Annotated in this window: 26 protein-coding genes; 17 read left to right on the top strand and 9 right to left on the bottom strand. The window is 65.2% G+C overall.

Translation table 11 applies throughout. The annotated features are described in order from the left end of the window. Positions 1-102 precede the first annotated feature (102 nt). Positions 103-1,116: an AraC family transcriptional regulator gene (locus B597_RS24145; protein WP_003294277.1), complete on the top strand. Its 1,014-nt coding sequence runs from the start codon at positions 103-105 to the stop codon at positions 1,114-1,116. A gap of 78 nt (positions 1,117-1,194) precedes the next feature. Next, positions 1,195-2,130, top strand: a complete 936-nt coding sequence (locus B597_RS24140; protein ID WP_003294275.1) for a DUF808 domain-containing protein — start codon at positions 1,195-1,197, stop codon at positions 2,128-2,130. Here the strand turns inward: B597_RS24140 and B597_RS24135 are convergent, their stop codons facing one another. Further along, a complete protein-coding gene (locus B597_RS24135; protein WP_003294273.1) occupies positions 2,131-3,582 on the bottom strand; it encodes a TrkH family potassium uptake protein in 1,452 nt (483 codons plus the stop codon). 187 nt (positions 3,583-3,769) lie between these two features. Here B597_RS24135 and B597_RS24130 point away from each other — a divergent pair, with 187 nt between their 5' ends. Both B597_RS24130 and B597_RS24125 read left to right on the top strand, forming a co-directional pair. Next, positions 3,770-4,141, top strand: a complete 372-nt coding sequence (locus B597_RS24130; protein ID WP_024161545.1) for a YkgJ family cysteine cluster protein — start codon at positions 3,770-3,772, stop codon at positions 4,139-4,141. Positions 4,142-4,225: 84 nt separating this feature from the next. Further along, positions 4,226-4,789 carry an NAD(P)H nitroreductase gene (locus tag B597_RS24125; RefSeq protein WP_003294271.1) on the top strand — a complete coding sequence of 188 codons (564 nt, stop codon included), beginning with the start codon at positions 4,226-4,228 and terminating at the stop codon, positions 4,787-4,789. Here B597_RS24125 and B597_RS24120 read toward each other — a convergent pair. From B597_RS24120 to B597_RS24100, 5 genes are all read right to left on the bottom strand, one after another. Next, entirely contained in the window at positions 4,783-6,141 is a 1,359-nt protein-coding gene (locus B597_RS24120) for a sensor histidine kinase (protein ID WP_003294270.1), read from the bottom strand. The two genes, B597_RS24125 and B597_RS24120, sit on opposite strands and share 7 nt — an antisense overlap. Before the next feature lie 96 nt (positions 6,142-6,237). Continuing rightward, positions 6,238-6,651: a Spy/CpxP family protein refolding chaperone gene (locus B597_RS24115; protein ID WP_003294269.1), complete on the bottom strand. Its 414-nt coding sequence runs from the start codon at positions 6,649-6,651 to the stop codon at positions 6,238-6,240. Positions 6,652-6,796: 145 nt separating this feature from the next. Beyond that, positions 6,797-7,474, bottom strand: coding sequence for a response regulator transcription factor (locus tag B597_RS24110; RefSeq protein WP_003294267.1), 678 nt, complete (start codon positions 7,472-7,474; stop codon positions 6,797-6,799). A gap of 13 nt (positions 7,475-7,487) precedes the next feature. Next, positions 7,488-7,865, bottom strand: coding sequence for an SH3 domain-containing protein (locus B597_RS24105; RefSeq protein WP_003294266.1), 378 nt, complete (start codon positions 7,863-7,865; stop codon positions 7,488-7,490). Between the two features lie 73 nt (positions 7,866-7,938). Next, a complete protein-coding gene (locus B597_RS24100; protein WP_003294265.1) occupies positions 7,939-8,238 on the bottom strand; it encodes a YciI family protein in 300 nt (99 codons plus the stop codon). A gap of 381 nt (positions 8,239-8,619) precedes the next feature. Here B597_RS24100 and B597_RS24095 point away from each other — a divergent pair, with 381 nt between their 5' ends. The 7 genes from B597_RS24095 to B597_RS24065 all read left to right on the top strand — a co-directional run bounded on the left by B597_RS24095 (position 8,620) and on the right by B597_RS24065 (position 15,977). Continuing rightward, positions 8,620-9,486: a PHP domain-containing protein gene (locus B597_RS24095; RefSeq protein ID WP_003294264.1), complete on the top strand. Its 867-nt coding sequence runs from the start codon at positions 8,620-8,622 to the stop codon at positions 9,484-9,486. Between the two features lie 13 nt (positions 9,487-9,499). After that, positions 9,500-10,123 (top strand): L-threonylcarbamoyladenylate synthase, encoded by a 624-nt coding sequence (locus B597_RS24090; RefSeq protein WP_003294263.1) that lies wholly within the window; start codon positions 9,500-9,502, stop codon positions 10,121-10,123. A 72-nt stretch (positions 10,124-10,195) separates the two neighbouring features. Beyond that, a complete protein-coding gene (locus B597_RS24085; protein WP_192939372.1) occupies positions 10,196-11,401 on the top strand; it encodes a tryptophan--tRNA ligase in 1,206 nt (401 codons plus the stop codon). Positions 11,402-11,431: 30 nt separating this feature from the next. Continuing rightward, a complete protein-coding gene (locus B597_RS24080; RefSeq protein ID WP_003294259.1) occupies positions 11,432-12,253 on the top strand; it encodes a segregation and condensation protein A in 822 nt (273 codons plus the stop codon). A gap of 19 nt (positions 12,254-12,272) precedes the next feature. Beyond that, positions 12,273-13,034 (top strand): SMC-Scp complex subunit ScpB, encoded by a 762-nt coding sequence (gene scpB / locus B597_RS24075; RefSeq protein ID WP_024161544.1) that lies wholly within the window; start codon positions 12,273-12,275, stop codon positions 13,032-13,034. 154 nt (positions 13,035-13,188) lie between these two features. Further along, the gene (edd, locus tag B597_RS24070; protein WP_003296123.1) at positions 13,189-15,018 is read left to right on the top strand and encodes a phosphogluconate dehydratase; all 1,830 of its coding nucleotides are present in this window, start codon (positions 13,189-13,191) and stop codon (positions 15,016-15,018) included. Beyond that, the gene (locus tag B597_RS24065; RefSeq protein ID WP_024161543.1) at positions 15,015-15,977 is read left to right on the top strand and encodes a glucokinase; all 963 of its coding nucleotides are present in this window, start codon (positions 15,015-15,017) and stop codon (positions 15,975-15,977) included. Before edd ends, B597_RS24065 begins: the two co-directional genes overlap by 4 nt. 100 nt (positions 15,978-16,077) lie before the next feature. Here B597_RS24065 and B597_RS24060 read toward each other — a convergent pair whose 3' ends face one another. Both B597_RS24060 and B597_RS24055 read right to left on the bottom strand, forming a co-directional pair. Further along, positions 16,078-16,857, bottom strand: coding sequence for a hypothetical protein (locus B597_RS24060; RefSeq protein WP_003296125.1), 780 nt, complete (start codon positions 16,855-16,857; stop codon positions 16,078-16,080). 81 nt (positions 16,858-16,938) lie between these two features. Continuing rightward, positions 16,939-17,901, bottom strand: a complete 963-nt coding sequence (locus tag B597_RS24055) for an alpha/beta hydrolase (RefSeq protein ID WP_003296127.1) — start codon at positions 17,899-17,901, stop codon at positions 16,939-16,941. A 156-nt stretch (positions 17,902-18,057) separates the two neighbouring features. On the opposite strand from B597_RS24055, the gene aroC reads away from it, so the two are divergent. The 6 genes from aroC (at position 18,058) to B597_RS24030 (ending at position 21,782) form a co-directional block, all read left to right on the top strand. Beyond that, on the top strand, positions 18,058-19,149 hold the full coding sequence (gene aroC, locus B597_RS24050; RefSeq protein WP_003296128.1) for a chorismate synthase: 1,092 nt from the start codon (positions 18,058-18,060) through the stop codon (positions 19,147-19,149). Positions 19,150-19,223: 74 nt separating this feature from the next. Further along, on the top strand, positions 19,224-20,396 hold the full coding sequence (locus tag B597_RS24045; RefSeq protein ID WP_003296130.1) for an MFS transporter: 1,173 nt from the start codon (positions 19,224-19,226) through the stop codon (positions 20,394-20,396). 187 nt (positions 20,397-20,583) lie between these two features. Next, complete coding sequence (locus B597_RS24040) at positions 20,584-21,129, top strand: 1,2-dihydroxy-3-keto-5-methylthiopentene dioxygenase (protein WP_003296132.1); 546 nt, start codon at positions 20,584-20,586, stop codon at positions 21,127-21,129. A 1-nt stretch (position 21,130) separates the two neighbouring features. Next, the gene (locus tag B597_RS47225; RefSeq protein ID WP_024161542.1) at positions 21,131-21,307 is read left to right on the top strand and encodes a hypothetical protein; all 177 of its coding nucleotides are present in this window, start codon (positions 21,131-21,133) and stop codon (positions 21,305-21,307) included. A 70-nt stretch (positions 21,308-21,377) separates the two neighbouring features. After that, positions 21,378-21,587 carry a PLD nuclease N-terminal domain-containing protein gene (locus B597_RS24035; RefSeq protein ID WP_003296134.1) on the top strand — a complete coding sequence of 70 codons (210 nt, stop codon included), beginning with the start codon at positions 21,378-21,380 and terminating at the stop codon, positions 21,585-21,587. A 3-nt stretch (positions 21,588-21,590) separates the two neighbouring features. Further along, a complete protein-coding gene (locus tag B597_RS24030; protein WP_003296135.1) occupies positions 21,591-21,782 on the top strand; it encodes a PLDc N-terminal domain-containing protein in 192 nt (63 codons plus the stop codon). Positions 21,783-21,897: 115 nt separating this feature from the next. On the opposite strand, the gene B597_RS24025 is transcribed toward B597_RS24030, so the two are convergent. Then, complete coding sequence (locus B597_RS24025; protein WP_003296136.1) at positions 21,898-22,773, bottom strand: DNA-3-methyladenine glycosylase family protein; 876 nt, start codon at positions 22,771-22,773, stop codon at positions 21,898-21,900. Between the last annotated feature and the right edge of the window lie 249 nt (positions 22,774-23,022).

Raw genomic sequence — 23,022 nt, 5'->3', positions numbered from 1 at the left:
CGGCCAGCTTAGCCGTGCCTTGCCCTGCGGGTCAGTGACAATCAGGGCCAGTTTAGTAGCCTTGGGCTCCACTGCCCGATCATTCGAAGAACAACAAGCATCATGACCGAACGCACGACTTCATCCAGCTGGGCGCAGGGGATTGTCCAGACCCTGGAATCGGCAGGCATCGACTGCCGCCAGTTGTTCCGCGAGTTGGGTCTGGACTACGCGGCGCTCGGCGATGCCGACGCGCGTTTCGCCCAGGACGACATGACCCGCCTGTGGCAGCGCGCCGTGGACGTATCGGGGAATCCGGCCATCGGCCTGGACATGGCCCGCCAGGCGCGGCCGGCCGCGCTGAACGTGGTGGGCTATGCACTGATGTCCAGCCGCAACCTGAAGGAGGGTTTCGCCCGGCTGGTACGCTATCAGCGAATCATTGCCGAGGGCGCCGACCTGGATTTTCAGCCCTGCGAGCAGGGCTATCGACTCAGCCTGACGATCCATGGCGATCGCCTGCCACCTGCCCGGCAAAGCGCCGAGGGTTCGCTGGCCGGATGCCTGGCATTTTGTCGCTGGTTGACCGGCACGGCAGTGCAACCGCTGGAGGTGAGTTTTCAGGGGGCGCCACCGGATGACTTGCGGCCTTATCGTCAGCTGTTCCAGGCGCCGTTGCGCTTCGCAGCGTCACGTTACGCGCTGCTGTTTCGCCGGGAAGATGTCGAAACGGCGTTGCCGACCGCCAACGAAGCCCTTGCGCAGCTGCATGACCGCTTTGCCGGGGAATACCTTTCTCGCTTCGCCGACTCGCGGGTGATGCACCGGGCGCGGCAGACGCTCTGCCGGATGCTGCCGCAGGGCGAGCCGAGACGCGAGACGGTGGCGCAAGCGCTGCTGCTGTCCGAGCGGACCCTGCAGCGGCGGCTGCAGGAGGAGGGCAGCAGTTTTCAGCAACTGCTCGACGATACCCGGCGCGACCTGGCCGTCCAGTACCTTTCCCAGCCTGACCTGGCTCCGCTGGAGATCGCCTACCTGCTCGGTTTTGCCGACCCGAGCAATTTCTATCGGGCGTTCAAGCGCTGGTTTGGCCTGACACCGGGGGAGTACCGCCTGGCTGCGCGGGTCCGCTCATAGGAACCCAGGCCCGTCCGGCATAGCCTTAGCTACAGCAGAACGATATATCCGTGCACCTTTCACCACTGGAGATTCAAATTGGCCACCAGCCTGCTCGCGCTCATCGATGATATTGCCACCGTGCTGGACGACGTTTCGCTGATGACCAAGGTCGCGGCGAAGAAGACCGCAGGCGTACTGGGCGATGACCTCGCACTGAACGCTCAGCAGGTGACCGGGGTGAAGGCCGACCGCGAACTGCCGGTGGTCTGGGCGGTGGCCAAGGGCTCGTTTCGCAACAAGGCGATCCTGGTGCCTGCGGCCTTGCTGATCAGCGCGTTCATTCCCTGGGCGATCACGCCGCTATTGATGCTCGGTGGTGCGTTTCTTTGCTATGAAGGCTTCGAAAAGCTGGCGCATCGTTTCCTGCATCACGACGATCGGGCAGAGCACGCCGAGACGGTAAAGGCGCTCGCCGACCCTGCGGTGGATATCGTCGCGTTCGAGAAGCGCAAGATCAGTGGTGCGGTGCGTACCGATTTCATCCTTTCGGCCGAAATCATCGCGATTACCCTGGGTACGGTCGCGGCGGCCTCGTTCACTCAGCAGGTGCTGGTACTGGTGGGTATCGCCATCGTCATGACGCTTGGCGTCTATGGGCTGGTCGCCGCCATCGTCAAGCTGGACGATCTCGGGCTGGCCCTGAGCAAGAAGGCCGGCAGCCTGGTCAGTGCGCTGGGCCGCGGCATCCTCAAGGTTGCGCCCTGGCTCATGAAGTCGCTGTCGGTGGTAGGCACCGCTGCGATGTTCATGGTCGGCGGTGGCATTCTGACCCACGGTATTCGCGCCGTGCATCATTTCATCGAGAGCAGGGCCCATGACGCCCTCGGGTTGCCGTACGTGGGCGCGGTGCTGGGTGGACTGCTGCCGACGCTGCTGGATGCGGCGTTCGGCATCATGGCCGGTGGCGTCGTGCTGGCAGTGGTCAGCCTGGGCGGCCGGCTGTTCAAGCGCGGCTCTGGCGCCGCGACCTGATCAGTGCCGCCAGAAGGCCGGAGTCAACAGCACCAGGACGGTGATGATTTCCAGTCGCCCGAGCAGCATGCCTATCGAGAGCAGCCATTTGGCCGTGTCCGGCAAGGTCGAGAAATTGCCCGCCGGGCCAATGATCTCGCCCAGTCCGGGACCCACGTTGCACACGGCGGTCGCCGCGCCCGTCAGGGCGGTGATGGGGTCCAGGCCGAGCAGCGCCAGGCAGAGCGCCAGCACGCCGATGGTCATGGTGATGAAGAAGGAAAAGGTCAGGATCGAACGGACGATTTCCTCGTCGAGGTTGTGCCCGTTGTACTGCTGGCGGATCACCGCGCGCGGGTGAATCAGCTGCTTGAAGTTGGCGCGAAGCAGCGAATAGGCCACCTGAAAGCGGAACATCTTCAGCCCGCCCGACGTCGACCCGGAGCAGCCGCCGACGAAGGTAAGGTAGAAGAACGCCATGACCGCGAAGCCGCCCCACTGGGTGTAGTCGTCCACCGCGAAGCCGGTGGTGGTCACCACCGAAACCACGCTGAAGGTCACGATGCGCAGCGCATCCAGCGGGTCGATTTCATTGTTCAGCCAGTACCAGCCGCTGAACAGCAGGCTGGTGATGGTCAGCATGAGTATGAAGCCACGGACCTGCTGGTCCTTGAGCAGCGCCATCCGGTGGCCGCGTAGCGTCATTACGTACAGGGTAAACGGCAGGCTGCCGAGCAGCATGAAGAAGACTGCCACCCAGTGCGACGATGGACCGAACTTGCCCATCGAGGCATCCGAGGTGGAGAAGCCGCCTGTCGAGACGGTCGACATCGCATGGTTGATGGCGTCGAAGGCGCTCATGCCGGTCAGCATGAATGCCACGAAGGCCGCCACCGTGAACGCCACGTAGATAGCCAGCAGATACTGGCCGGCCACATGCGAGCGCGGCATGACCTTCTCCGACCAGTCCGAGGATTCGGTCTGGAACAGCCGCATGCCACCGATCCGCAGCAGCGGCAGGATCGCGATCGCCATGCCGATGAAGCCGATGCCGCCGAGCCAGTGCAGCAGCGAGCGCCACATCAGCAGGCCGGGCGATGCGCTGTCCAGCCCCGAGATCACGGTGGCGCCGGTGGTGGTGATGCCTGACATGGTCTCGAAGAAGGCGTCCGAATAGCTGATGTGCTGGATCAGCATCAGCGGCAGCGCGGCGAAGCAGCAGACCACTACCCAGCTGATCGTCGTCAGGAAGTACATGTCGCGCGGCCGCAGGTTGGTATTGGCCGGTTTGCCCGGGGCAACCAGGGCGAAGCCGCAGGAAAAGGTGATCAGGCTTCCCCAGATGAACGCCTGCAGGTCATCGGTGCGCTCGAGCGCGAGCAGCGTCAACATGGGGATGATCATGCTGACGGCCAGGGTGATCAGGAAAATGCCGAGAATGAAACCGATGATGCGCAGGGTCGGCAGGGCCATTTAAAAGGTGCTCGGCACGGTAGAAGAGGGCGCACATTCTACTCGTGTCGGCAGGGCAGTAAACCGCTCGGCGGCTGCTTGAAAAATGTTTTCGCGGCAGCCGCAGAGCCCCTTCCAAAGTGCAACGGCATCAATAGAATAGCCGCCCGGGCGCCGGCCCATTCCGGTCTCTGGGTATTCACCTGCCATGTCCATCAACAATCCCTGTCTAACGTGCGGCGCCTGCTGCGCGTACTTTCGTGTGTCCTTCTATTTTGGTGAATGCGTGTCGGCCGGAGGTGTGGTTCCTGACCAACTGACGGTGCAGGTATCGCCTTTCCATGTGGCCATGCTCGGCACCGACAGCAAGCCTGCGCGCTGTGTCGGCCTGCTGGGTGATGTCGGCTGCGGGGTTCGTTGCAGCATGTACGAGCAGCGCTCGAGCAGCTGTCGCGAGTTCGAGGCGTCCTGGGAGAACGGTGAGCACAATCCTCACTGCGACGCAGCGCGGGCGGCGCACGGGCTGCCTCCGCTGGTGCCGCCACTGCAGCCGCAGCTTTCACCGGACCGGGTGGCCTGAGGCGCATGTCGCTGTGAGGGCTGCCATCACTCGCGGTGTACCCGCAAGTCCCCTAGAATGTCCGACCCTTTCAGGAGGTAATGAATGGACGCTCTGGATCTGCTGCTCAACCGCGTTTCTGTCACTCGCCTGTGCGAGCCGGCGCCGAGTGCCGCGCAACTGGACATGATGTTCCGCGCCGGACTGCGTGCTCCGGATCACGGGCAGCTCCGCCCCTGGCGCTTTCTGACCATCGAGGGCGACGCCCGTCATCGGCTCGGCGAGTTGTTCGCCTCGGCACTGCAGCTGCGGCAGCCGGATGCCTCCGACGAGGCCTTGCAGAAGGCCCGCAACATGCCGTTGCGGGCGCCGCTGCTGATCGTGGTGATCGCCAGCGTGAAGACGCATCCGAAGGTGCCGCAAAGCGAGCAGCTGCTCGCCGCTGGTTGCGCCGCCCATGGCCTGCTGCTGGCCGCGCACGCCCAGGGACTTGGAGCCGTATGGCGCACCGGTGAATTCTCCTACGATCAGCACGTGCTGCAAGGGCTTGGCTTGACCGAGCAGGATCATCTGCTGGGGTTCATCTACCTGGGTACGCCGGAGGGGCGTGTACGAACCGCTCCGGTGCTCGAGCCTGAGGCATTCGTGGCGGCGTGGGGCAATCAGTGAGGTTGCGCGGGGCCTGATGCCTCGCTCGGGGTGCCAGTGAGGGGCAGGCGCAGGCTGGCGACGAATCCTCCATCCGGATGGTTGGCCAGTTGCAGATGCCCGCCGTGGCGTTCGGCAGCGCGGCGTGCGATCGCCAGGCCCAGGCCATGTCCGGCTGCCGTCTGGCCCGGGGCGCGGAAGAACGGCTCGCTCAACTGCGGCAGGTGCTCGTGCGCCACGCCCGGGCCATGGTCGCGGACGCTGAGGATCAGCTCGTCACCGTCGCGTTGCGCGCGCAGCTCGACCGGCATGCCTTCGGGGTTGAAGCGCAGGGCGTTGCGCAACAGATTGTCCAGTGCGCGTTCGAGCATTTCTGCCCAGCCTGTGAGCCGGATGCCGGGTTCCACCCGGCTGTCGATACGTTGCCCGGGGGCCATGATGCGGGCGTTGTCTTTCAACTGCTCGAACATGGTCGGCAGGTCGACATCGCCAACGACGCCGGGCTCGGCATCCAGCCGCGAGAGCTCGAGGATCTCGCTGATCAACGCCTCCAGTCGATCACATTCCTTGGCCAGCCGTGGCCAGATCACTTCTCTCTCGCTGGGGCTGGCGCGTTCGGCCAGGCCGAGGGCGATGCGCAGGCGCGCCAAGGGTGAGCGAAGCTCGTGGGAAACGTCACGCAGCAACTGGCGCTGGCTGCCGATCAGCGCCTGCAGGCGTGCGCCCATACGGTTGAAATCCTTGGCCAGCACGCCGAGTTCGTCGCGGCGGGTGGCCAGGCGAGCCAGTGACTGCTGCTGATAGGTTGCCTGGCCCAGGTCATGTACCGCACGCCGCAGACGGTCCAGGGGGCGGGTAATCGAGAGCGTCAGCAGCAGGCTGAAACCGGTCAGCACGACCAGGGCGATGCCCAGTGCGCTGAGTGGCCAGGCCAGGCTGCCGCGGTGCCAGGCCTGCAATTCCGGGAGCGGAATGCGGTAGATGAACAGGTAGGTTTCGCCGGTGACGGGGCTGGTGTAGTCATCGGTCAGGCGCCTCCAGGGTAACTGGCGTTGACGATTCTGGTGGCGAGCCTCGAGCGCTGCGGCGCGCGCCGGAAAGGTTCCGCGGATGACCGGCTGGCCGTTCTCCGCCAGAACCTGTACATCGACCCGTGAGCGATGGCGGTGCTGTTCGAGCCATCGTTGGGCGGCCATCGGGCCTTGCCGTTCGTAGACCTCGGTCCAGGTTTCGGCGAGGCCCTGCAAGGCCGGGTGGCGCCCCAGAATCCAGGCATCCTGATTCAGGGCATGGCCGAGCAGCATGGCCAGGCCGGCGACCAGCGCAATGGCCAGCCAGAAGGTCGCGAGTATGCGCCAGAACAGTGATCGCACCGGATTTCTCCACGGCAAAAGCCCGGCGCGCCATGCACCGCCATCGGGGATGGCGGGCAGGTCGCTGCCGGGCAGGCTTTTCCAATGGCCGATGGATCAGTCCTGCTGATCGCGTTCGGCCTTCCACTTGAGGAACTCGGCGCGTTCGGCGCGCTTTTCTTCCATCTTCTTCAGGCCTTCGTCGAAGGCTTTCTGCTGTTCGGGCTTGAGCAGGGCCCGCATGCCCTGGTGGGTCTTTTCGCGGCTGGCATCCAGATCCTTCTGCATGGCCTTGCGCTCGCTTTCCGGCAGCTTGTCGAGGTAGCGCTGGGTGATTTCCTGGCGTTGCCTCATCTGCTCGCCCATCAGCTTGCGCATTTCGCGCTGCTGTTCCCTGGTCAGGTCCAGTTCGGGGAACATGTGCGGGGCTTTCTTGCCGCCATGAGGAGCGTCGTGCATACCTCCGGGCATGGCGAAGGCGAGGGTGGGCAGGGCGGCGGCGAACAGCAGGGCTACGAGTGATTTGCGCATGATGAAAACTCTCCTGTGTAGGGAAACCGGCCGTACTGCAGTGCATTCCAGAGGGTCGCCTGCAGGGTTTGTGACCGGATGAGTTCAGTCTACGCAGGGCAAGGTCAACGGCTGTCAGCCCAGGGTAAAGCCTCGGTAAAGAGGGTCACACCGCGTAAAGGTAGCCACGGCTGCGCAGCGCGACGATCCGCTGGCTGCCATCGGCATGCGGGCCGAGCTTGCGCCGCAGGTTGCTGACATGCATGTCCAGGCTGCGGTCGTAGAGGGTCAGTTTGCGCCCCAGCGCATGCTGGGCCAGTGCCTGTTTTTCGATCGGCTCGCCTGGCTGGGCCAGCAGCGCTTCGAGGATACGACCCTCCGACAGCGTCAGGCTGACGTCGTGGCCGGCAACGCTGGCGATGCCGCGGGCCGGGCTGTAGTTGAGATCGCCGAGCTCGAGCTGGCTGGGCGTCGCGGTTGGCTGGCTACGGCGCAGCACGGCACGCAAGCGTGCCGTGAGTTCTCGCGGATCGCAGGGTTTGGCCAGGTAATCGTCGGCGCCGAGTTCGAGGCCGAGAATGCGGTCCAGTGGTTCGCCTCGTCCAGACAGCATCAGCACCGGCAGCTCGGGGTGTTCGCTGCGCAGTTGCTTGAGCAGTTCCAGGCCACTGCCGTCGGGGAGCATCACGTCGAGGATGACCGCTGCCGGTTGATGCTGCGCCAGCGCCTGTCGTGCGCTTTGGCCATCATGGCAGGCGCGGCCGACGAAACCTTCCTGTGCGAGCCAACTGAGCAGCAGCTCGCACAGTTCCTGGTCGTCATCGATAAGCAGCAGATCACTCATTTCAGCGCGATACTCAGTTGATCCACTGGCGTCGGCGACGGCTGCGCGTCACCAGCAGGCCAAGGGTGAAACTGATGACCCCGACGGCACCGCCAACCGCGAACCACTGCTGCTGCTCGTTCAGCATCAGCGGCAGGAGTTTCGCCTGCTCCGTCTGCAGTTGCAGGCGCAGGCGCCTGTTTTCCTCGCGCAGGCGCAGCAGCAATGCCTCGGTGGTATCGCCTGGCAATCGCGCGGCCTGTAGTTCGCTTGCCGTATCCAGCGTTTCGACTTGAACGGATTCGCCGGCTTCGGCCAGCGCAGGGTAATCCTCTGTTGTCGCATCCTGGGCATGTAGCATCGGTGCCAGCAGGATCAGGGCCAGCAGCAGGGGAAGCTGTGGTTGACGCATCGGAACTCCTATTTCCTTACGAGGCCGTGGAACGCCATCGGCCGGGCAGATTTGCAATCCCCGCTGTGTCGGCTCAGGGCAGCACTTTCTTGAAGGGCTTGACCACCACGTTCACGTAGACGCCGGCGGCCTTGTAGGGGTCGGCGTCCGCCCACTGCTGCGCCGCTTCCAGGGAATCGAACTCGGCGACTACCAGGCTGCCGCTGAAGCCGGCTTCGCCCGGGTCATTGCTGTCGATGGCCGGGTGTGGACCGGCGAGCACCAGGCGACCTTCGTTCTTGAGTTGCTCCAGTCGCGCCAAGTGAGCCGGGCGAGTGGCGAGACGGTCCTGCAGGGAGTTCGGTGCGTCGGTAGCGATAACGGCGTACAGCATGGTCGGTCCTCGGTCGCGTAGGTTGTTCGGTAAACGAAAATTGAAAGCCCAGGGCATGCATGTTCACGGCTGGCGGACGCTTGCCGAGGCCCCTCGCCACGCACCATCCGGTCACGCGGCGCCGCATCATAGCAAACCGCGCTCGTGGCGAAACCGCTGCGCTGATACGGCTGCATGCGCGACTGCACTGCGGCCGGGATTGGCGGTCGAAGCGGGAACGGTTTTTCCGCCGAGATCGCGGGAAAGATGTCTGGCGGCAGTGCGAGCCAAAGCCCTGGCGCGGGGTTAGACTAGCCGGCCGCCTGCCTCGGCGAAGACCATCGCTGCGGGGCTTTCGGTTTTTTCGCGAGGTGCCGGCACCTCACTGGAGTGCGTTACTAGATGATTGTCGATCTGCATTGCCACAGTACCGCGTCGGATGGCGTGCTGGCGCCCGCCAGGCTGGTGGAGCGTGCCCATGCGCGTGGTATCGAATTGCTGGCGCTCACCGACCATGACACGATCGACGGCCTCGCCGAAGCGCGGGTGGCAGCAGGGGCGCTGGGTATGCGGCTGGTGAACGGTATCGAGCTTTCGTGCCTGTGGAACGGGGCTACCATTCATGTACTGGGTTATGCCTTCGAAGCCGAGGCGCCCGCGTTGCAGCAGGCGATTGGCCAGCTACACGAAGGTCGCTGGCGCCGCGCCGAGCTGATCGCGCAGCGGCTCGAGGCCAAGGGCATGCCTGGCGCGCTTGACGGCGCTCGCGCCGTTCAGCGGGAGCTGGGTGACAGCGGCAACGCGCCGGCTCGTCCGCATTTCGCGGAGTTCCTGGTGCGCGCCGGTCATGTACGCGACCGTGCCGAGGCGTTCCGCAAGTGGCTGGGCTCGGGCAAGCTGGGCGATGTGAAGCAGCATTGGCCGAGCCTGGAGCAGACGGTCGAGACGTTGCGTGACGCCGGCGCCTGGATCAGCCTGGCGCATCCATGGCAGTACGATTTCACCCGCAGCAAGCGGCGCCGCCTGATCGTCGATTTCGCTCAGGCTGGCGGCCATGCGCTGGAAGTAGTCAACGGCATGCAGCCGCTGGAGCAGGTTGGCGGCCTGTCGAATCTGGTGCGCGAGTTCGGTCTGATGGCCACCGTGGGCAGCGACTTCCATGCGCCCGGCGACTGGTCGGAACTGGGCTTGTATCGCAGCCTGCCGGAGGACCTGTCGCCGCTTTGGAGACATTTCGATCATGAGCGCCGCCTATCTGCTGCCAGCTGAACAGGGAGTTTCCATGAGCCAGTTCTTTCAGATTCACCCGGATAACCCGCAGCCGCGCCTGATCAAGCAGGCCGTGGAAATCATTCGCAAGGGCGGGGTAGTGGTCTATCCGACCGACTCCAGTTATGCCGTCGGCTGCTCGATCGGTAACAAGGCCGGCATCGAACGCATCCGTCGCCTGCGCCAGCTCGACGACAAGCACAACTTCACGCTGGCCTGCCGCGACCTGTCGCAGCTGGGCCTGTTCGCCAAGGTCGATACCGCGGCCTTCCGTCTGCTCAAGGCCCATCTGCCCGGGCCCTACACGATCATCCTTTCGGCCACCCGCGAAGTGCCGCGCATGCTGCTGCATCCCAAGCGCCGCACCATCGGCCTGCGTGTGCCGGCGCAGCCGATCGCCCAGGCGCTGCTGGAAGAACTCGGTGAGCCGCTGATGAGCGTCAGCCTGATCCTCCCCGGTGAAGACCTGCCGATGAGCGACCCCTACGAAATGCGCGACGCGCTGGAGCATCAGGTAGACCTGATCATCGATGGCGGGTACGGTGGCCTCGAGGCTTCGACCGTGGTCAGTCTGGTCGACGATCGGCCTGAAGTGGTTCGAGTCGGTTGCGGCGACCCCGAACCCTTCATGGCCTGAGCCTGGATGGCGAACTTGACCAACTGAACTTACCAAACAGGCCAATTAATCAAGGACACCCTTTTGAGCTCCATGGATTCACAGCGTCGCGTGGTTTCCGGCATGCGTCCGAGCGGCCGGCTCCACCTCGGTCACTATCACGGTGTACTGAAGAACTGGGTCAGGCTGCAGCACGAGTACGAATGCTTTTTCTGCATCGTCGACTGGCATGCGCTGACCACCGACTACGAGAACTCCGGTGAAATCTCGCAGAACATCATGGATATGGCGGTCGACTGGCTGGCCGCCGGGGTCAGCCCGAGTTCGGCAACGCTGTTCATCCAGTCCCAGGTGCCCGAGCATGCCGAGCTGCACCTGCTGCTGTCGATGATCTGTCCGCTGGGCTGGCTGGAACGGGTGCCGTCCTACAAGGAGCTGCGGCAGAGCCTGCAGCACAAGGATCTGGATACCTACGGCTTTCTCGGCTACCCGCTGCTGCAGGCGGCGGACATCCTGCTCTACCGCGCTGGCCAGGTGCCGGTCGGTGCCGACCAGCTGCCGCACATCGAATTCGCTCGTGACGTGGCGCGGCGCTTCAATCATCTCTATGGCCGCGAGGATGACTTCGAGGACAAGGCCGAGGCGGCGATCCGCAAGCTCGGCAAGAAGACCTCCAAGCTCTACGTCAGCCTGCGCAAGAGCTATCGGGAGCAGGGCGACGTCGATGCGCTGAATACCGCCCGTGCCGTCATCAAGGAACAGCAGACCATCACCATCGGCGACCAGGAGCGGCTTTATGGCTACCTGGAAGGCTGCGGCAAGCTGCTGTTGCCCGAGCCACAGGCACTGCTCGGCGAGTCACCGAAGATTTCCGGGCTCGACGGCGGCAAGATGGCCAAGTCCAACAGCAACGCCATCTACCTGCGCGACACGCCGAACGAGATCGAGGAGAAGATCCGCCGCATGCCCACCGATCCGGCGCGCGTGCATCGCGATGACCCCGGCGAGCCGACGCGCTGTCCGGTGTGGCAGATGCATCTGGTGCACTCCGAAGACGCCGTCTGCCAGTGGGCCGAGCAGGGTTGTCGCAGTGCCGGCATCGGCTGCGTGGAATGCAAGGGTCCGCTGATCGATGCGATCAAGGCCGATCTGGCGCCCCTGCAGGAGCGCGCGCTGGACTACGAGCAGAATCCAGACCTGGTCCGCAGCATCCTCGCCGAAGGCGCCGAACATGCCCGTGACGAAGCCCGCGAGACGCTGATCGAAGTACGCCAGGCCATGGGCCTGAACCACCGCTGACGGTCGCCCGCGCAGCCTTTGAGGACGTCCATGCAGCAGACCGAATTGCAGAGCGGCGAAGCGATCCAGCCCGGCGAGCAGCTGCGCCTGGCGCTGGTCTATGGCGAGGCGGTGACCGAGCTGCCGCTGGATCTGTACATCCCGCCGGACGCGCTGGAAGTCTTTCTCGAAGCCTTCGAAGGCCCGCTGGACCTGCTGCTCTACCTGATCCGCAAGCAGAACATCGACATCCTGCACATCCCGGTGGCAGAGATCACCCGGCAGTACATGGGCTACGTCGAGCTGATGAAGTCGGTGCGCCTGGAGCTGGCCGCCGAGTACCTGGTGATGGCCGCGATGCTTGCCGAGATCAAATCGCGCATGCTGCTGCCGCGCTCGGCGGAGGTCGCCGAGGAAGAAGACGACCCGCGTGCCGAGTTGATCCGCCGGCTGCAGGAGTACGAGCGCTTCAAGGCCGCGGCCGAAGACATCGACGAGCTGCCACGCGTCGGCCGCGATCTGCAGGTGCCGCGCCTCGATGCACCCGAGGCGCGTGCGCGCAAGCTGCTGCCGGATGTGAGCCTTGAGGAATTGCTGGTGTCGATGGCCGAAGTGCTGCGCCGTGCCGACATGTTCGAGAGCCACCAGGTGACCCGCGAAGCCCTGTCGACCCGCGAACGCATGAGCGAGGTGCTCGAGCGGCTGAAGGATGGTGGCTTCGTGCCCTTCGTGGCGCTGTTCCGCGTCGAGGAGGGGCGCCTCGGCGTGGTGGTGACCTTCATGGCCGTGCTCGAGCTGATCAAGGAGTCGCTGGTCGAGCTGGTGCAGAATGAGCCCTTCGCGCCGATCCATGTGCGCAGTCGTACCGAATAGGCATTTGCAGGAGTCAATCGTGGACCTGACCGATCCCAAGGATCTCGCTTCGCTGCTCGAAGCCTTTCTGCTCGCGTCCGGCAAGCCGCTGTCCCTGGAGCGCCTCGGCGAACTCTTCGAGGAGTACGAACGGCCCTCGTCGGCACAACTGAAGAAGGCCCTCGAGGTGCTGGACAAGTCCTGCAAGGGCCGGGCTTTCGAGCTCAGGGAAGTCGCCAGCGGTTACCGGCTGCAGGTGCGTCAGCGTTTTTCGCCCTGGGTCGGCCGGTTGTGGGAGGAGCGCCCGCAGCGCTACTCCCGTGCACTGCTGGAGACCCTTGCGCTGATCGCCTATCGCCAGCCGATCACCCGCGGCGAGATCGAGGATATCCGTGGCGTCGCGGTGAACAGCCAGATCGTCAAGACGCTGCAGGAGCGTGAGTGGATTCGCGTGGTCGGCCATCGTGATGTGCCGGGACGTCCGGCGATGTTCGCCACCACCCGCCAGTTCCTCGACCATTTCAATCTGAAGAGCCTCGACGAACTGCCGCCGCTGGCCGTGTTGCGCGAGATGGAGCCGGAACTACGTCCCGTGCTCGACGAAGAGGACGCGGCCGTGCCCGCGGCGTTGCAGGCGCGCGCCGACCTGGCCGCGGACGAGCCGCAGGCGCCGGCCCGCGAGCAGACCAGCTTTCGCAGCCTGTTGGCCGAACTCGATGGCATGGAGCAGGGGCTCAAGACGGATTTCGACGACCTGTTGGAAGCCGATGCTTCGCCGGAGGATGACAAGCCGGCGCAATGACCGATGCTTGCCTGGTCACGGCGAAGCCTTGCCCCCGATGGGCGCGAACGCGCGCCGGAACGCCAACCGACCCTGGATGGTTTATGGTTGTCTGAACCTTCAACCAAACGTTGAATCGTTCAACGACCGTTGAATTTTGCAGCAGGAGTAAGGCATGCACCCGCGAGTTCTGGAAGTCACCGAGCGCCTGGTCGAACGTAGCCGCAAGACCCGTGAACGTTATCTGGCGATGATGGCTGCCGCCGACAGCGACGGCCCGCAACGCGGCAAGTTGCAATGCGCCAACTTCGCCCACGGTGTCGCCGGCTGCCATTCCGGCGAGGACAAGCAGAGTCTGCGCCTGATGAACGCGGCCAATGTGGCCATCGTATCAGCCTACAACGACATGCTCTCGGCGCATCAGCCCTACGAGCACTTTCCCGAGCTCATCCGCCAGGCGCTGCGTGAGATCGGCTCGGTCGGCCAGTACGCTGGCGGTGTTCCGGCGATGTGCGATGGTGTGACCCAGGGCGAGGCGGGGATGGAAATGAGCCTGGCCAGTCGTGAAGTGATCGCCATGAGCACGGCGGTGGCCCTGTCGCACAACATGTTCGACGCGGCGCTGATGCTCGGCATCTGCGACAAGATCGTGCCGGGCCTGATGATCGGCGCGCTGCGTTTCGGCCATCTGCCGACGATCTTCGTGCCGGGCGGGCCGATGCCCTCGGGCATCCCGAACAAGGCGAAGGCCGAGGTGCGCCAGCGTTACGCAGAGGGCAAGGCCAGCCGCGAGGAGCTGCTGGAGTCGGAGATGAAGTCCTATCACAGCCCCGGCACCTGCACCTTCTACGGCACGGCCAACACCAATCAGGTGGTGATGGAAATCATGGGCCTGCATCTTCCGGGCTCATCGTTCGTCAACCCGTACACGCCGCTGCGCGACGCACTGACCCGGGAAGCTGCGCACCAGGTGACGCGGCTGACCCATCAGGCAGGCAACTACACGCCGCTGTGCCGGGTGGTCGATGAGAAGTCCATCGTCAACTCGGTGGTTGCGCTCAACGCCACTGGCGGTTCGACCAACCACACCCTGCATATCCCGGCATTCGCCCGCGCTGCCGGAATCCAGCTGACCTGGCAGGACATGGCCGATCTCTCCGAGGTGGTGCCGACCCTGGCCAAGGTCTACCCCAACGGCCAGGCCGACGTGAACCATTTCCACGCCTGTGGCGGGGTGCCGTTCATGGTGCGCACGCTGCTCGACGCCGGTCTGTTGCACGAGGACGTGCATACGGTCGTCGGCAAGGGCCTGCGGCGCTACATCCAGGAGCCGTTCCTCGACGGTGACAAGCTGGTCTGGCGCGACGGCCCGGCGCAGAGCCTGGACGAAGCCATCCTGCGTCCGGCCGAGCGGCCGTTCTCGCCGGAGGGCGGGCTGCGCGTGCTGGAAGGCAACCTCGGCCGCGGCGTGACGAAGATTTCTGCCGTGGCGCCCGAGCACCGCTTTGTCGAGGCGCCGGCGCGGGTATTCATCGATCAGAGCGAGCTGGCGGCGGCGTTCAAGACCGGCGAGCTGGAGCGCGACTTCATCGCCGTGGTGCGCTTCCAGGGTCCGAAAGCCAACGGCATGCCGGAGCTGCACAAGCTCACGCCCTTTCTCGGCGTGCTGCAGGATCGCGGCTACAAGGTCGCGCTGGTCACCGACGGGCGCATGTCTGGCGCCTCGGGGAAGGTGCCGGCGGCCATTCATGTTTGCCCGGAGGCGCTGGACGGCGGGCCGCTGGCGCGGGTGCGCGACGGCGACATCCTCCGCGTCGACGGCGAGAACGGCGAACTGCGGGCGCTGGTCGATCCCGTCGAGTGGGATGCGCGGGCACCGGCAGTTCGGCCCGAAGACATGGGCATCGGCTGCGGTCGGGAGCTCTTTGCCTTCATGCGCGCCTCGTTCAGCACGGCAGAGCAGGGCGCCAGTGCCTTCACCGAGAGCCTGGAGGCGCTCAAGTGAAGACGGCGCTGGTTGGAGACATCGGCGGTACCAATGCCCGTTTCGCCCTCTGGCGTGATCAGCGCATCGAGCAGATTCGCGTCCTCTCCACCGCAGAGCATGCCCGGCCGGAGCTAGCCATCCGCGCCTATCTGAACGAGATCGGCCAGCCGCTGGAGACGCTCGAAGCGGTCTGCCTGGCCTGCGCCGGCCCGGTGGATGGCGACTTTTTCCGCTTCACCAACAACCACTGGCAGCTCAGTCGCCAGGCGTTCCGTCGTGAGCTGGGCGTGAAGCGGTTGCTGCTGATCAACGACTTCACCGCCATGGCACTCGGCATGACCCGCTTGCGCGACGACGAGCGCATCACGGTCCGCGAGGGCGAACCTGAAGCGGGGCGGCCGCGGCTGGTGATAGGTCCCGGTACCGGGCTCGGGGTCGCCGGGCTACTGCCGTTGTCCGGTGGCGGCTGGCGTGCCCTGCCGGGAGAGGGCGGACACATCTGCCTGCCGATCGGCAGTGACCGCGAGGCAGCGATCTGGTCGCACCTGCATCGCTCGCTCGGCCACGTGAATGCCGAGGCAGTGCTCAGCGGCCCGGGATTGCTGACGCTCTATCGCGCCTGCTGCGCGCTGGATGGCCGGTCCCCCGCCTTCGGCTCGCCGGCCGAGGTGACCAGGGCTGCGCTGGCCGGCGAGCCCTACGCCGTGGCGGTGCTGGAACAGTTCTGCTGCTGGCTGGGGCGTACCGTTGGCGACAATGTGCTGACCCTCGGTGCCCGCGGCGGCGTGTATCTCGTCGGTGGCGTATTGCCTCGCTTTGCCGAGTTCTTCATGCGCAGCAGCTTTTTCGAGGCGCTGTGCGAGAAGGGCCAGATGAGTGGTTACTTCGAGCGCGTGCCGGTATGGCTGGTGACGGCGCCGTATCCCGGACTGGAGGGCGCCGGCGTGGCGTTGCGGGCGCTGCTGGAGGATAGCTAAGGGCGGTTGCTGGGCTTCGCTGCGCTCAGCGCCAACCCACGTCCACGTGGGGCGGACCGAGGGCGTCGTCCAGTGGATGGCGGCAGGCATGAACCACGGCTCAGCGGGTCGCGATCCAGATCAGCAGGCCGGCCTGGAACAGCGTCAGGGCTATCAGGCAGACGATGGTGAAGCGCAGCGAGCCGTCCTCGCGCCGGAAGTGGGCAATGCGCTCCTGCAACTCGCGGATCTGGTTGTCCTGGGCCTGCAGGTTGCGGTCGGCCTGCTCCAGCATTGCCGCGGCGTCCTGCAGTTCGACGATCTGAACCTTTTCGCTGTTCCAGTCGGGGCGCAGGGCGCTGACGCGTGATGCGCCGTAGGTCGACTGGAGGGTCTGCTCCTTGGCGTAGACGACATCGAAACCCTGGGTGCGCAGGCAGTGGTCACGGCGCAGGCGCTGGTCGTCGCTCGACAGCTGCCTGGGGAGCGAACCGCCCTCGACCAGGTAGTGACCCCAGCGCTTCTGCGCCCATGCCACGCCTTGTGCCAACAGGAAACGGCCGAGCCCGCGATTCGCCGGCTCCAGGTGCAGGCCGGCATCAGGCCCGAAGCGCAGTGCCTTGCTGCGATGGTCTGCCCAGACTTCCAGCACGTTGTATTTGCCAGCGCGCATCTGTCCGGGAATATTGACGAACAGCCGCAGCAGGCTCTGCTCGGGCGTATGCCGCTCCAGTTGAGCAAGCTCGACGAAGCGCAGCGGGCGCACGCCGCCGTCGCGCTCGGTAGGCAATGGCGCCAGGCGCAGCAGGCGGAAACGGTCAGGTCTGAGTTCGTCCCACGGGTGCGCTACTGGCTGGTCGCTTTCGCTGCTCTGGCTGGTTTCGTTTTCGGTATCGGTCATCTGCGCGTTCCTGGGCTTGCGCGGCGGCTCGTTCTGGAGCCGAATCGGGCCCTTGTCATTCCGCTATCGGCAGCGCGACGGCTAACTGGAGGCTGGCAGGATGCCATAGGTCCGCAGGAATTGATGGATACGGTCCGACACGGCCCGCGCCAGAGGCAGGTCCGGGTCGTCGTAGGAGGCCAGCTGGCGGATATCGGCCGGAACGATGCGCAAGATGTGGTTCATCCCGTCGATCAGCGCCAGCTCGGCATCGGGCTTTGCGCGCTGCAAGGCCCTGGCATCCTCGACGCTGACCTGAATGTCATGCCGGCCCTGCACGATCAGCGCGGGCATCTCGACGGCGGCGAAGGCATCTGCCGGGTCGTAGGCGAACAGCGAGATCAGGTATGGCTGCACGCTGGGCCTGAACAGCACTCTTAGCGGCTCGGGTACCCCGGCATGGGTGCGGCCAGCCTTGAGCTCATCGATCAGGAACTGGCTGGTGGCGAGCAGTGCCGGTGGCAGACGCCCCTGCAGTTGTTCACGCAGCACTGCGTCGATCGGCCGGCCGCTGCCCGCAATGCTGATCAATGCCGCCGCTGCCGATCGCGGAGCGGCGAGGCTGGCGATCAGCGCGCCTTCACTGTGGCCGATGAGGATCAGCTTGCTGAAGCGTGAGTCGTGCCTGAGCCGGTCGCTCCAGGCCAGCGCATCGTTGACATAGGCCTCGACGCTGAGCTCGCGCTCGTCCGCTGCCGCCGCGTGGCTGGCGCCGATACCGCGCTTGTCGTAGCGCAGGCTGGCCACGCCTTGTCTGGCCAGGGCCTGGGCCAGGCGCTTGAGGCTATCGTTGCGTCCGCCCGGATTGTTGCCGTTGCGATCGGTCGGGCCGGAACCGGCGATCAGCAGCGCTACCGGCACCGGGCGATCGCTTTTCGGCAGCAGCAGACTGCCCTGCAGCACGCCACTGCCGGTGTCCAGATTCAGCGTCTGGTTGAGCAGGGTCCGGGCTTGCGTGAAGGAGGTCGGCATGGTCAGCAGCAACACGATCAGCAGGGCACGCATGGGAGGATTTCGCTGGTTACGGAGCGGGTTGGACGCCATGTTCCGTGCGGGGTTCGTCGTGCCGTCAGTATGCGCGCGGAAGAGAAGCGATGAAACCGCAGCGGCCTCAGGTATACTTCCGGCCCCTGTTTTTCGGTCGATCGCGGAGCGTCCTGCATGTCCGGCAATACCTACGGCAAGCTGTTCACCGTCACCACTGCCGGCGAAAGCCATGGTCCCGCGCTGGTGGCCATCGTCGATGGCTGCCCGCCCGGGCTGGAGCTGTCGCTGGAGGATCTGCAGCGCGACCTCGACCGTCGCAAGCCAGGCACCAGCCGGCACACCACGCAACGCCAGGAAGCCGACGAGGTGGAAATCCTCTCCGGCGTGTTCGAGGGCAAGACCACCGGTTGCCCGATCGGCCTACTGATCCGCAACACCGACCAGAAGTCCAAGGACTATTCGGCGATCAAGGACCTGTTCCGTCCGGCCCATGCCGACTACACCTATCACCACAAGTACGGCATCCGTGACTACCGTGGTGGCGGCCGCAGCTCGGCGCGCGAAACCGCCATGCGCGTCGCCGCGGGCGCCATCGCCAAGAAATACCTGGCGACGCTGGGCATCCAGGTGCGTGGCTACATGAGCCAGCTCGGGCCGATCGAGATTCCGTTCAAGACCTGGGACAGCGTCGAGCAGAATGCCTTCTTCAGCCCCGACCCGGACAAGGTGGCGGAACTGGAAGCCTACATGGACCAGCTGCGTCGCGATCAGGATTCGGTCGGCGCGAAGATCACCGTGGTCGCCGAAGGCGTGCCGCCGGGCCTTGGCGAGCCGATCTTCGATCGCCTCGACGCCGAACTGGCCCACGCGTTGATGAGCATCAACGCGGTCAAGGGCGTGGAGATCGGCGCCGGTTTCGCTTCGGTAGCCCAGCGTGGCACCGAGCACCGCGACGAGCTGACCCCGCAGGGTTTCCTGAGCAACAATGCCGGCGGCATTCTCGGCGGCATTTCCAGCGGCCAGCCGATCGTCGCGCACCTGGCGCTCAAGCCGACATCCAGCATCACCACCCCGGGTCGTTCCATCGATGTCAACGGCGAGGCGGTCGACGTCATCACCAAGGGCCGCCACGACCCCTGCGTGGGCATCCGCGCGACGCCGATCGCCGAAGCGATGATGGCCATCGTGCTGCTCGATCACCTGTTGCGTCATCGCGGACAGAACACCGATGTGCAGGTGACGACGCCGGTGCTGGGCCAGCTTTGAGCGCCGACCGACATGTCGCGAGCCGCACGCGGTTGGCCTCGACGCCTCCGCTTGCGGCCTGAATTCCTCCACTCATGAATGCTCCGCTGCCGTACTGGCGCCTGTCCGGCTTCTATTTTTTCTACTTCGCCCTGCTCGGCTCCACGGCGCCGTTTCTCGGTCTGTACTTCGATCATCTGGGCTTCTCGCCGGAACGGATCGGCGAGCTGATCGCCATTCCCATGCTGATGCGTTGCCTGGCGCCGAACCTCTGGGGCTGGCTGGGCGATGCCACCGGCCGCCGCCTGGAAATCGTTCGACTCGGCGCGTTGTGCACCTTGCTGTCATTCGGCCTGATCTTTTTCGACAAGAGCTTCGCCTGGCTGGCGCTGGTGATGGCGCTGCATGCGTTCTTCTGGCACGCAGTGCTGCCGCAGTTCGAGGTCATCACCCTGGCCCATCTGCATGAGCAGACCGAGCGCTACAGCCAGGTCCGCCTGTGGGGCAGCATCGGTTTCATCGTCGCGGTGGTAGGGCTCGGGCTGCTGTTCCAGCGGCTGAGTCTGGATCTTTACCCGATTGCGGTCGCCGCTGTGATGGCGGGCATCGTGCTGAGCAGCGCCTGGGTGCCCAACGCGCATCCGCGGCAACGCAGCGAAGTGGCCGGCGAGGGCGGTTTTCTCGCTCAATTGCGGCGGCCTGGCGTGCTGGCCTTCTACGGCTGCGTGGCGCTGATGCAGCTGGCCCATGGGCCGTACTACACCTTCTTCAGCATCCACCTGGAGGCGCTCGGTTACAGCCGCAGCTTCATCGGGCTGATGTGGGCGCTGGGCGTTGTGGCGGAAATCCTGCTGTTCCTGGTCATGGCGCGCCTGCTCGAGCGCTTCTCGCTGCGCCAGGTGCTGCTGGCCAGCTTCCTGATCGCCGCCCTGCGCTGGGTATTGCTCGGGCAGTTCGCCGAGCACCTGACCGTGCTGCTGATCGCGCAGCTGATGCACGCGGCGACCTTCGGCAGTTTCCACGCCGCCGCCATTCACTTCGTCCAGCGCAGTTTCGGCCACCGCCAGCAGGGCCAGGGGCAGGCGCTGTATGCCAGTCTGTCCGGCATCGGCGGTGCGCTGGGTGCGCTGTATGCCGGTTATGCCTGGTCCGGCCTGGGGCCGGGCTGGTCGTTCGCCATCGCCAGTCTGGCGGCGCTGGCTGCAGCCGTTATCATTGCTCTGCGTTTGCAGGAGGACCGGGCATGCCTGCCACGTGCCAACAGCTGAGCCAGACGATCACCGGTGCCGGACGCCTGTCTTGCGCTCGTGGCTGGTCGTCGCCGACCAGCAGGCACCGTCCGAACGTCACGGTGCTCGACGCTTACGAGCTTTGGAAGCCTTGCCTTGCAGCCCCGATAAAAATTTCCTGACTGGCTGGTGATCCACAGCCAGACGACCATCCGGAGAGCCGAACATGAGTGTCCTCAGCGTCTATCACGAAACCCATTCCGACCAGCCGCTCAAGGTGCTGACCCACGTCGAAGACATCGCCGCGACACTGGCGGAAGTCGGCGTGCACCTCGAGCGCTGGGAAGCCGGCACGCCGATAACCGCCGGTGCCAGCCCGGACGAGGTGATCGCCGCCTATCGGCCACAGATCGACAGGCTGATGGCTGAGCGCGGCTACGTCACCGTCGATGTCCTCAGTGTGACCAGCGACCATCCGCAGAAGGCCGAGTTGCGTGCGAAGTTCCTCGACGAGCACCGCCACGCCGAGGACGAGGTGCGCTTCTTCGTCGCTGGCCATGGACTGTTCACTCTGCATATCGAGGACATGGTCTACGCCGTGCTGTGCGAGAAGAACGACCTGATCTCGGTGCCGGCCGGAGCCCGCCACTGGTTCGACATGGGCGAGAATCCGCACTTCGTCGCCATCCGCCTGTTCAGCAACGCGGAAGGCTGGGTCGCGCAGTTTACCGGCGATAGCATCGCCGATCGGTTCCCACGGCTGGAGGATTGACGTGACGGTCGAGACCGTCCTCGCCGGCATCGAAGGCAGCACCCGCGCGATCGGTCTCGTCGTCGAAGTGGCCACGCAGATTAATATGGGCGATGCGTCACGGCCGCGATCCGCGTCAGTGGCATCCTCGGTTGGCATGGACGGCATTCCCCGTGTCGCCTCGATCGCCCCGCCCTGAAAGACCGCACTGAACCCTGCCGCCGCGCTGGCATCCTAGATTGAGTACTCACCCAAACAGGAGCGTACCCATGACGGACGCCTTCGGCGGTATTTTCGGCCTGATCATCCTGGCACTGGATATCTGGGCGATCATCAGCGTTATTCGCAGCGACAGCACCAGCGGCAAGAAAGTGCTCTGGGTACTCCTGATCGTCATCCTGCCAGTACTCGGGCTGATCCTCTGGGGCATCATGGGGCCGCGTGGCAACCGCCCCGATACGGGAGCTCACCGGCCATAAGCCATGGAAAGCTTCAGCGCACCACTGGCCATCGTCGTGCTGGTGCTGGACATACTGGCCATCGCGCATGTCTGGCAGAGCTCCATTGAGGTCGGCCGCAAGCTGATCTGGTCGCTGGTCATCCTGTTGTTACCGGTGGTCGGCCTGGTCATGTGGGCCGTCGCCGCAGGACCCTTCGGCAAGGCGCGACTCTGATGCCAGCAGGGCGCGCGCCCGGCAATGCCGCAGCGGCGATGGTCGGCTGACCGACCTCAACGCAGGATGGAGGCATCCGCAGGGGCGGGGCTGCACTGGCGGCGGTGCCGGGCCGCTAACGCCCTGCGGCGTAGTTGTCCCAGAGGTGGATGGCTGCGTACGCGCGCCAGGGTCGCCATGCTTCGGCTCGTGCCGTCAGCGCCTTGGTGCTGATGCCTTCGGCTCCCCACAACGGTGCCTTCAGCAAGCCAAGATCGGCCGCGGGAAAGGCATCCGCGACGCCAAATCCCCTCAAGGCGATGTACTCGGCGGTCCACGGGCCGATACCCGGCAATTCGCACAGTCGACGGACAAGCGCGTCGGCGCCATCGTCGACGTGAAGTCGCAGTGCACCTTCGGCCACCGCCGCGGCCAGCCGGCGCAGCGCCAGTGCGCGTTTGGCCGGCATACCAATATTCTCCAGCGGGTCCTCGGCGATCGCCTGGGCGGTAGGGAACAGCAGTTCCAGGCCTGCCGGGCCGTCGCCCAGCGGCTCGCCGAGGCGCTCCACCAAGCGTCGGGTGATGGTCACCGCGGCCTTGACCGTGACCTGCTGGCCGACCACCGCCCGCACAGCCTGTTCGAACGGGTCGTAGGCGGCCGGCAGGCGCAAGCCGGGATGCGCGGCGGTCAGTGCAGCCAATGCCGGGTCGCGGGCGAAGTGCGCCGCTATCGCCTGTGGGTCGGCATCCAGGTCGAACATCTTGCGCACCTTGCCGACCAGCGCCTGGGTGGCCTGTTGCAGCGAGTCGCTGAGGGTCAGTTCGAGCGCCGGGCGTTCGTTCAGTACGCGTACGCTGAGCCAGCCGCGGGCTTCGCCGTTACGCAGCGTGCGACTGTAGCCGTGCGGCTCCAGCCGCTCCACGCCCGGCAGCAGACGCAGTGTGAAATGACGGTGGAATTGCTGCCAGTCCCAGGGTTCCAGGTACGGCAGGTGCAAGGTTTCGCTCATGGCCGGGCCTGTGCGGTTGAATCGTCGAGGGACCCTAGCGCGTAAGAGCCAGGTTGTCGTCCCGAAGTGTGCCTTTGCAGCACGTGGCTTGCCCCTGTCATGCGCCTGGCGCTGGCGCGGGCTGCATGAACGGCGTGGTCGTCTCATAACGGGGCGTCGAGCGTTCCTGGCCGCGCTGCCCGCCCGGAAACGGTGCGCTGTGCTGTCGCTTTGCCTGCAAAAGCCTTGTTCTACAACGTTATTCAGCGT

It is taken from the genome of Stutzerimonas stutzeri KOS6, assembly GCF_000307775.2.
GTDB lineage: Bacteria > Pseudomonadota > Gammaproteobacteria > Pseudomonadales > Pseudomonadaceae > Stutzerimonas > Stutzerimonas stutzeri_B.
This window is presented reverse-complemented; position numbering and strand designations above follow the sequence as displayed.

Coding starts and splice junctions, on each gene's coding strand:
- B597_RS24145 (WP_003294277.1), top strand. CDS start 103: ATGACCGAACGCACGACTTCATCCAGCTGGGCGCAGGGGATTGTCCAG.
- B597_RS24135 (WP_003294273.1), bottom strand. CDS start 3,582: ATGGCCCTGCCGACCCTGCGCATCATCGGTTTCATTCTCGGCATTTTC.
- B597_RS24130 (WP_024161545.1), top strand. CDS start 3,770: ATGTCCATCAACAATCCCTGTCTAACGTGCGGCGCCTGCTGCGCGTAC.
- B597_RS24125 (WP_003294271.1), top strand. CDS start 4,226: ATGGACGCTCTGGATCTGCTGCTCAACCGCGTTTCTGTCACTCGCCTG.
- B597_RS24115 (WP_003294269.1), bottom strand. CDS start 6,651: ATGCGCAAATCACTCGTAGCCCTGCTGTTCGCCGCCGCCCTGCCCACC.
- B597_RS24110 (WP_003294267.1), bottom strand. CDS start 7,474: ATGAGTGATCTGCTGCTTATCGATGACGACCAGGAACTGTGCGAGCTG.
- B597_RS24105 (WP_003294266.1), bottom strand. CDS start 7,865: ATGCGTCAACCACAGCTTCCCCTGCTGCTGGCCCTGATCCTGCTGGCA.
- B597_RS24100 (WP_003294265.1), bottom strand. CDS start 8,238: ATGCTGTACGCCGTTATCGCTACCGACGCACCGAACTCCCTGCAGGAC.
- B597_RS24095 (WP_003294264.1), top strand. CDS start 8,620: ATGATTGTCGATCTGCATTGCCACAGTACCGCGTCGGATGGCGTGCTG.
- B597_RS24090 (WP_003294263.1), top strand. CDS start 9,500: ATGAGCCAGTTCTTTCAGATTCACCCGGATAACCCGCAGCCGCGCCTG.
- B597_RS24085 (WP_192939372.1), top strand. CDS start 10,196: ATGGATTCACAGCGTCGCGTGGTTTCCGGCATGCGTCCGAGCGGCCGG.
- B597_RS24080 (WP_003294259.1), top strand. CDS start 11,432: ATGCAGCAGACCGAATTGCAGAGCGGCGAAGCGATCCAGCCCGGCGAG.
- edd (WP_003296123.1), top strand. CDS start 13,189: ATGCACCCGCGAGTTCTGGAAGTCACCGAGCGCCTGGTCGAACGTAGC.
- B597_RS24060 (WP_003296125.1), bottom strand. CDS start 16,857: ATGACCGATACCGAAAACGAAACCAGCCAGAGCAGCGAAAGCGACCAG.
- B597_RS24055 (WP_003296127.1), bottom strand. CDS start 17,901: ATGCGTGCCCTGCTGATCGTGTTGCTGCTGACCATGCCGACCTCCTTC.
- aroC (WP_003296128.1), top strand. CDS start 18,058: ATGTCCGGCAATACCTACGGCAAGCTGTTCACCGTCACCACTGCCGGC.
- B597_RS24045 (WP_003296130.1), top strand. CDS start 19,224: ATGAATGCTCCGCTGCCGTACTGGCGCCTGTCCGGCTTCTATTTTTTC.
- B597_RS24040 (WP_003296132.1), top strand. CDS start 20,584: ATGAGTGTCCTCAGCGTCTATCACGAAACCCATTCCGACCAGCCGCTC.
- B597_RS24035 (WP_003296134.1), top strand. CDS start 21,378: ATGACGGACGCCTTCGGCGGTATTTTCGGCCTGATCATCCTGGCACTG.
- B597_RS24030 (WP_003296135.1), top strand. CDS start 21,591: ATGGAAAGCTTCAGCGCACCACTGGCCATCGTCGTGCTGGTGCTGGAC.
- B597_RS24025 (WP_003296136.1), bottom strand. CDS start 22,773: ATGAGCGAAACCTTGCACCTGCCGTACCTGGAACCCTGGGACTGGCAG.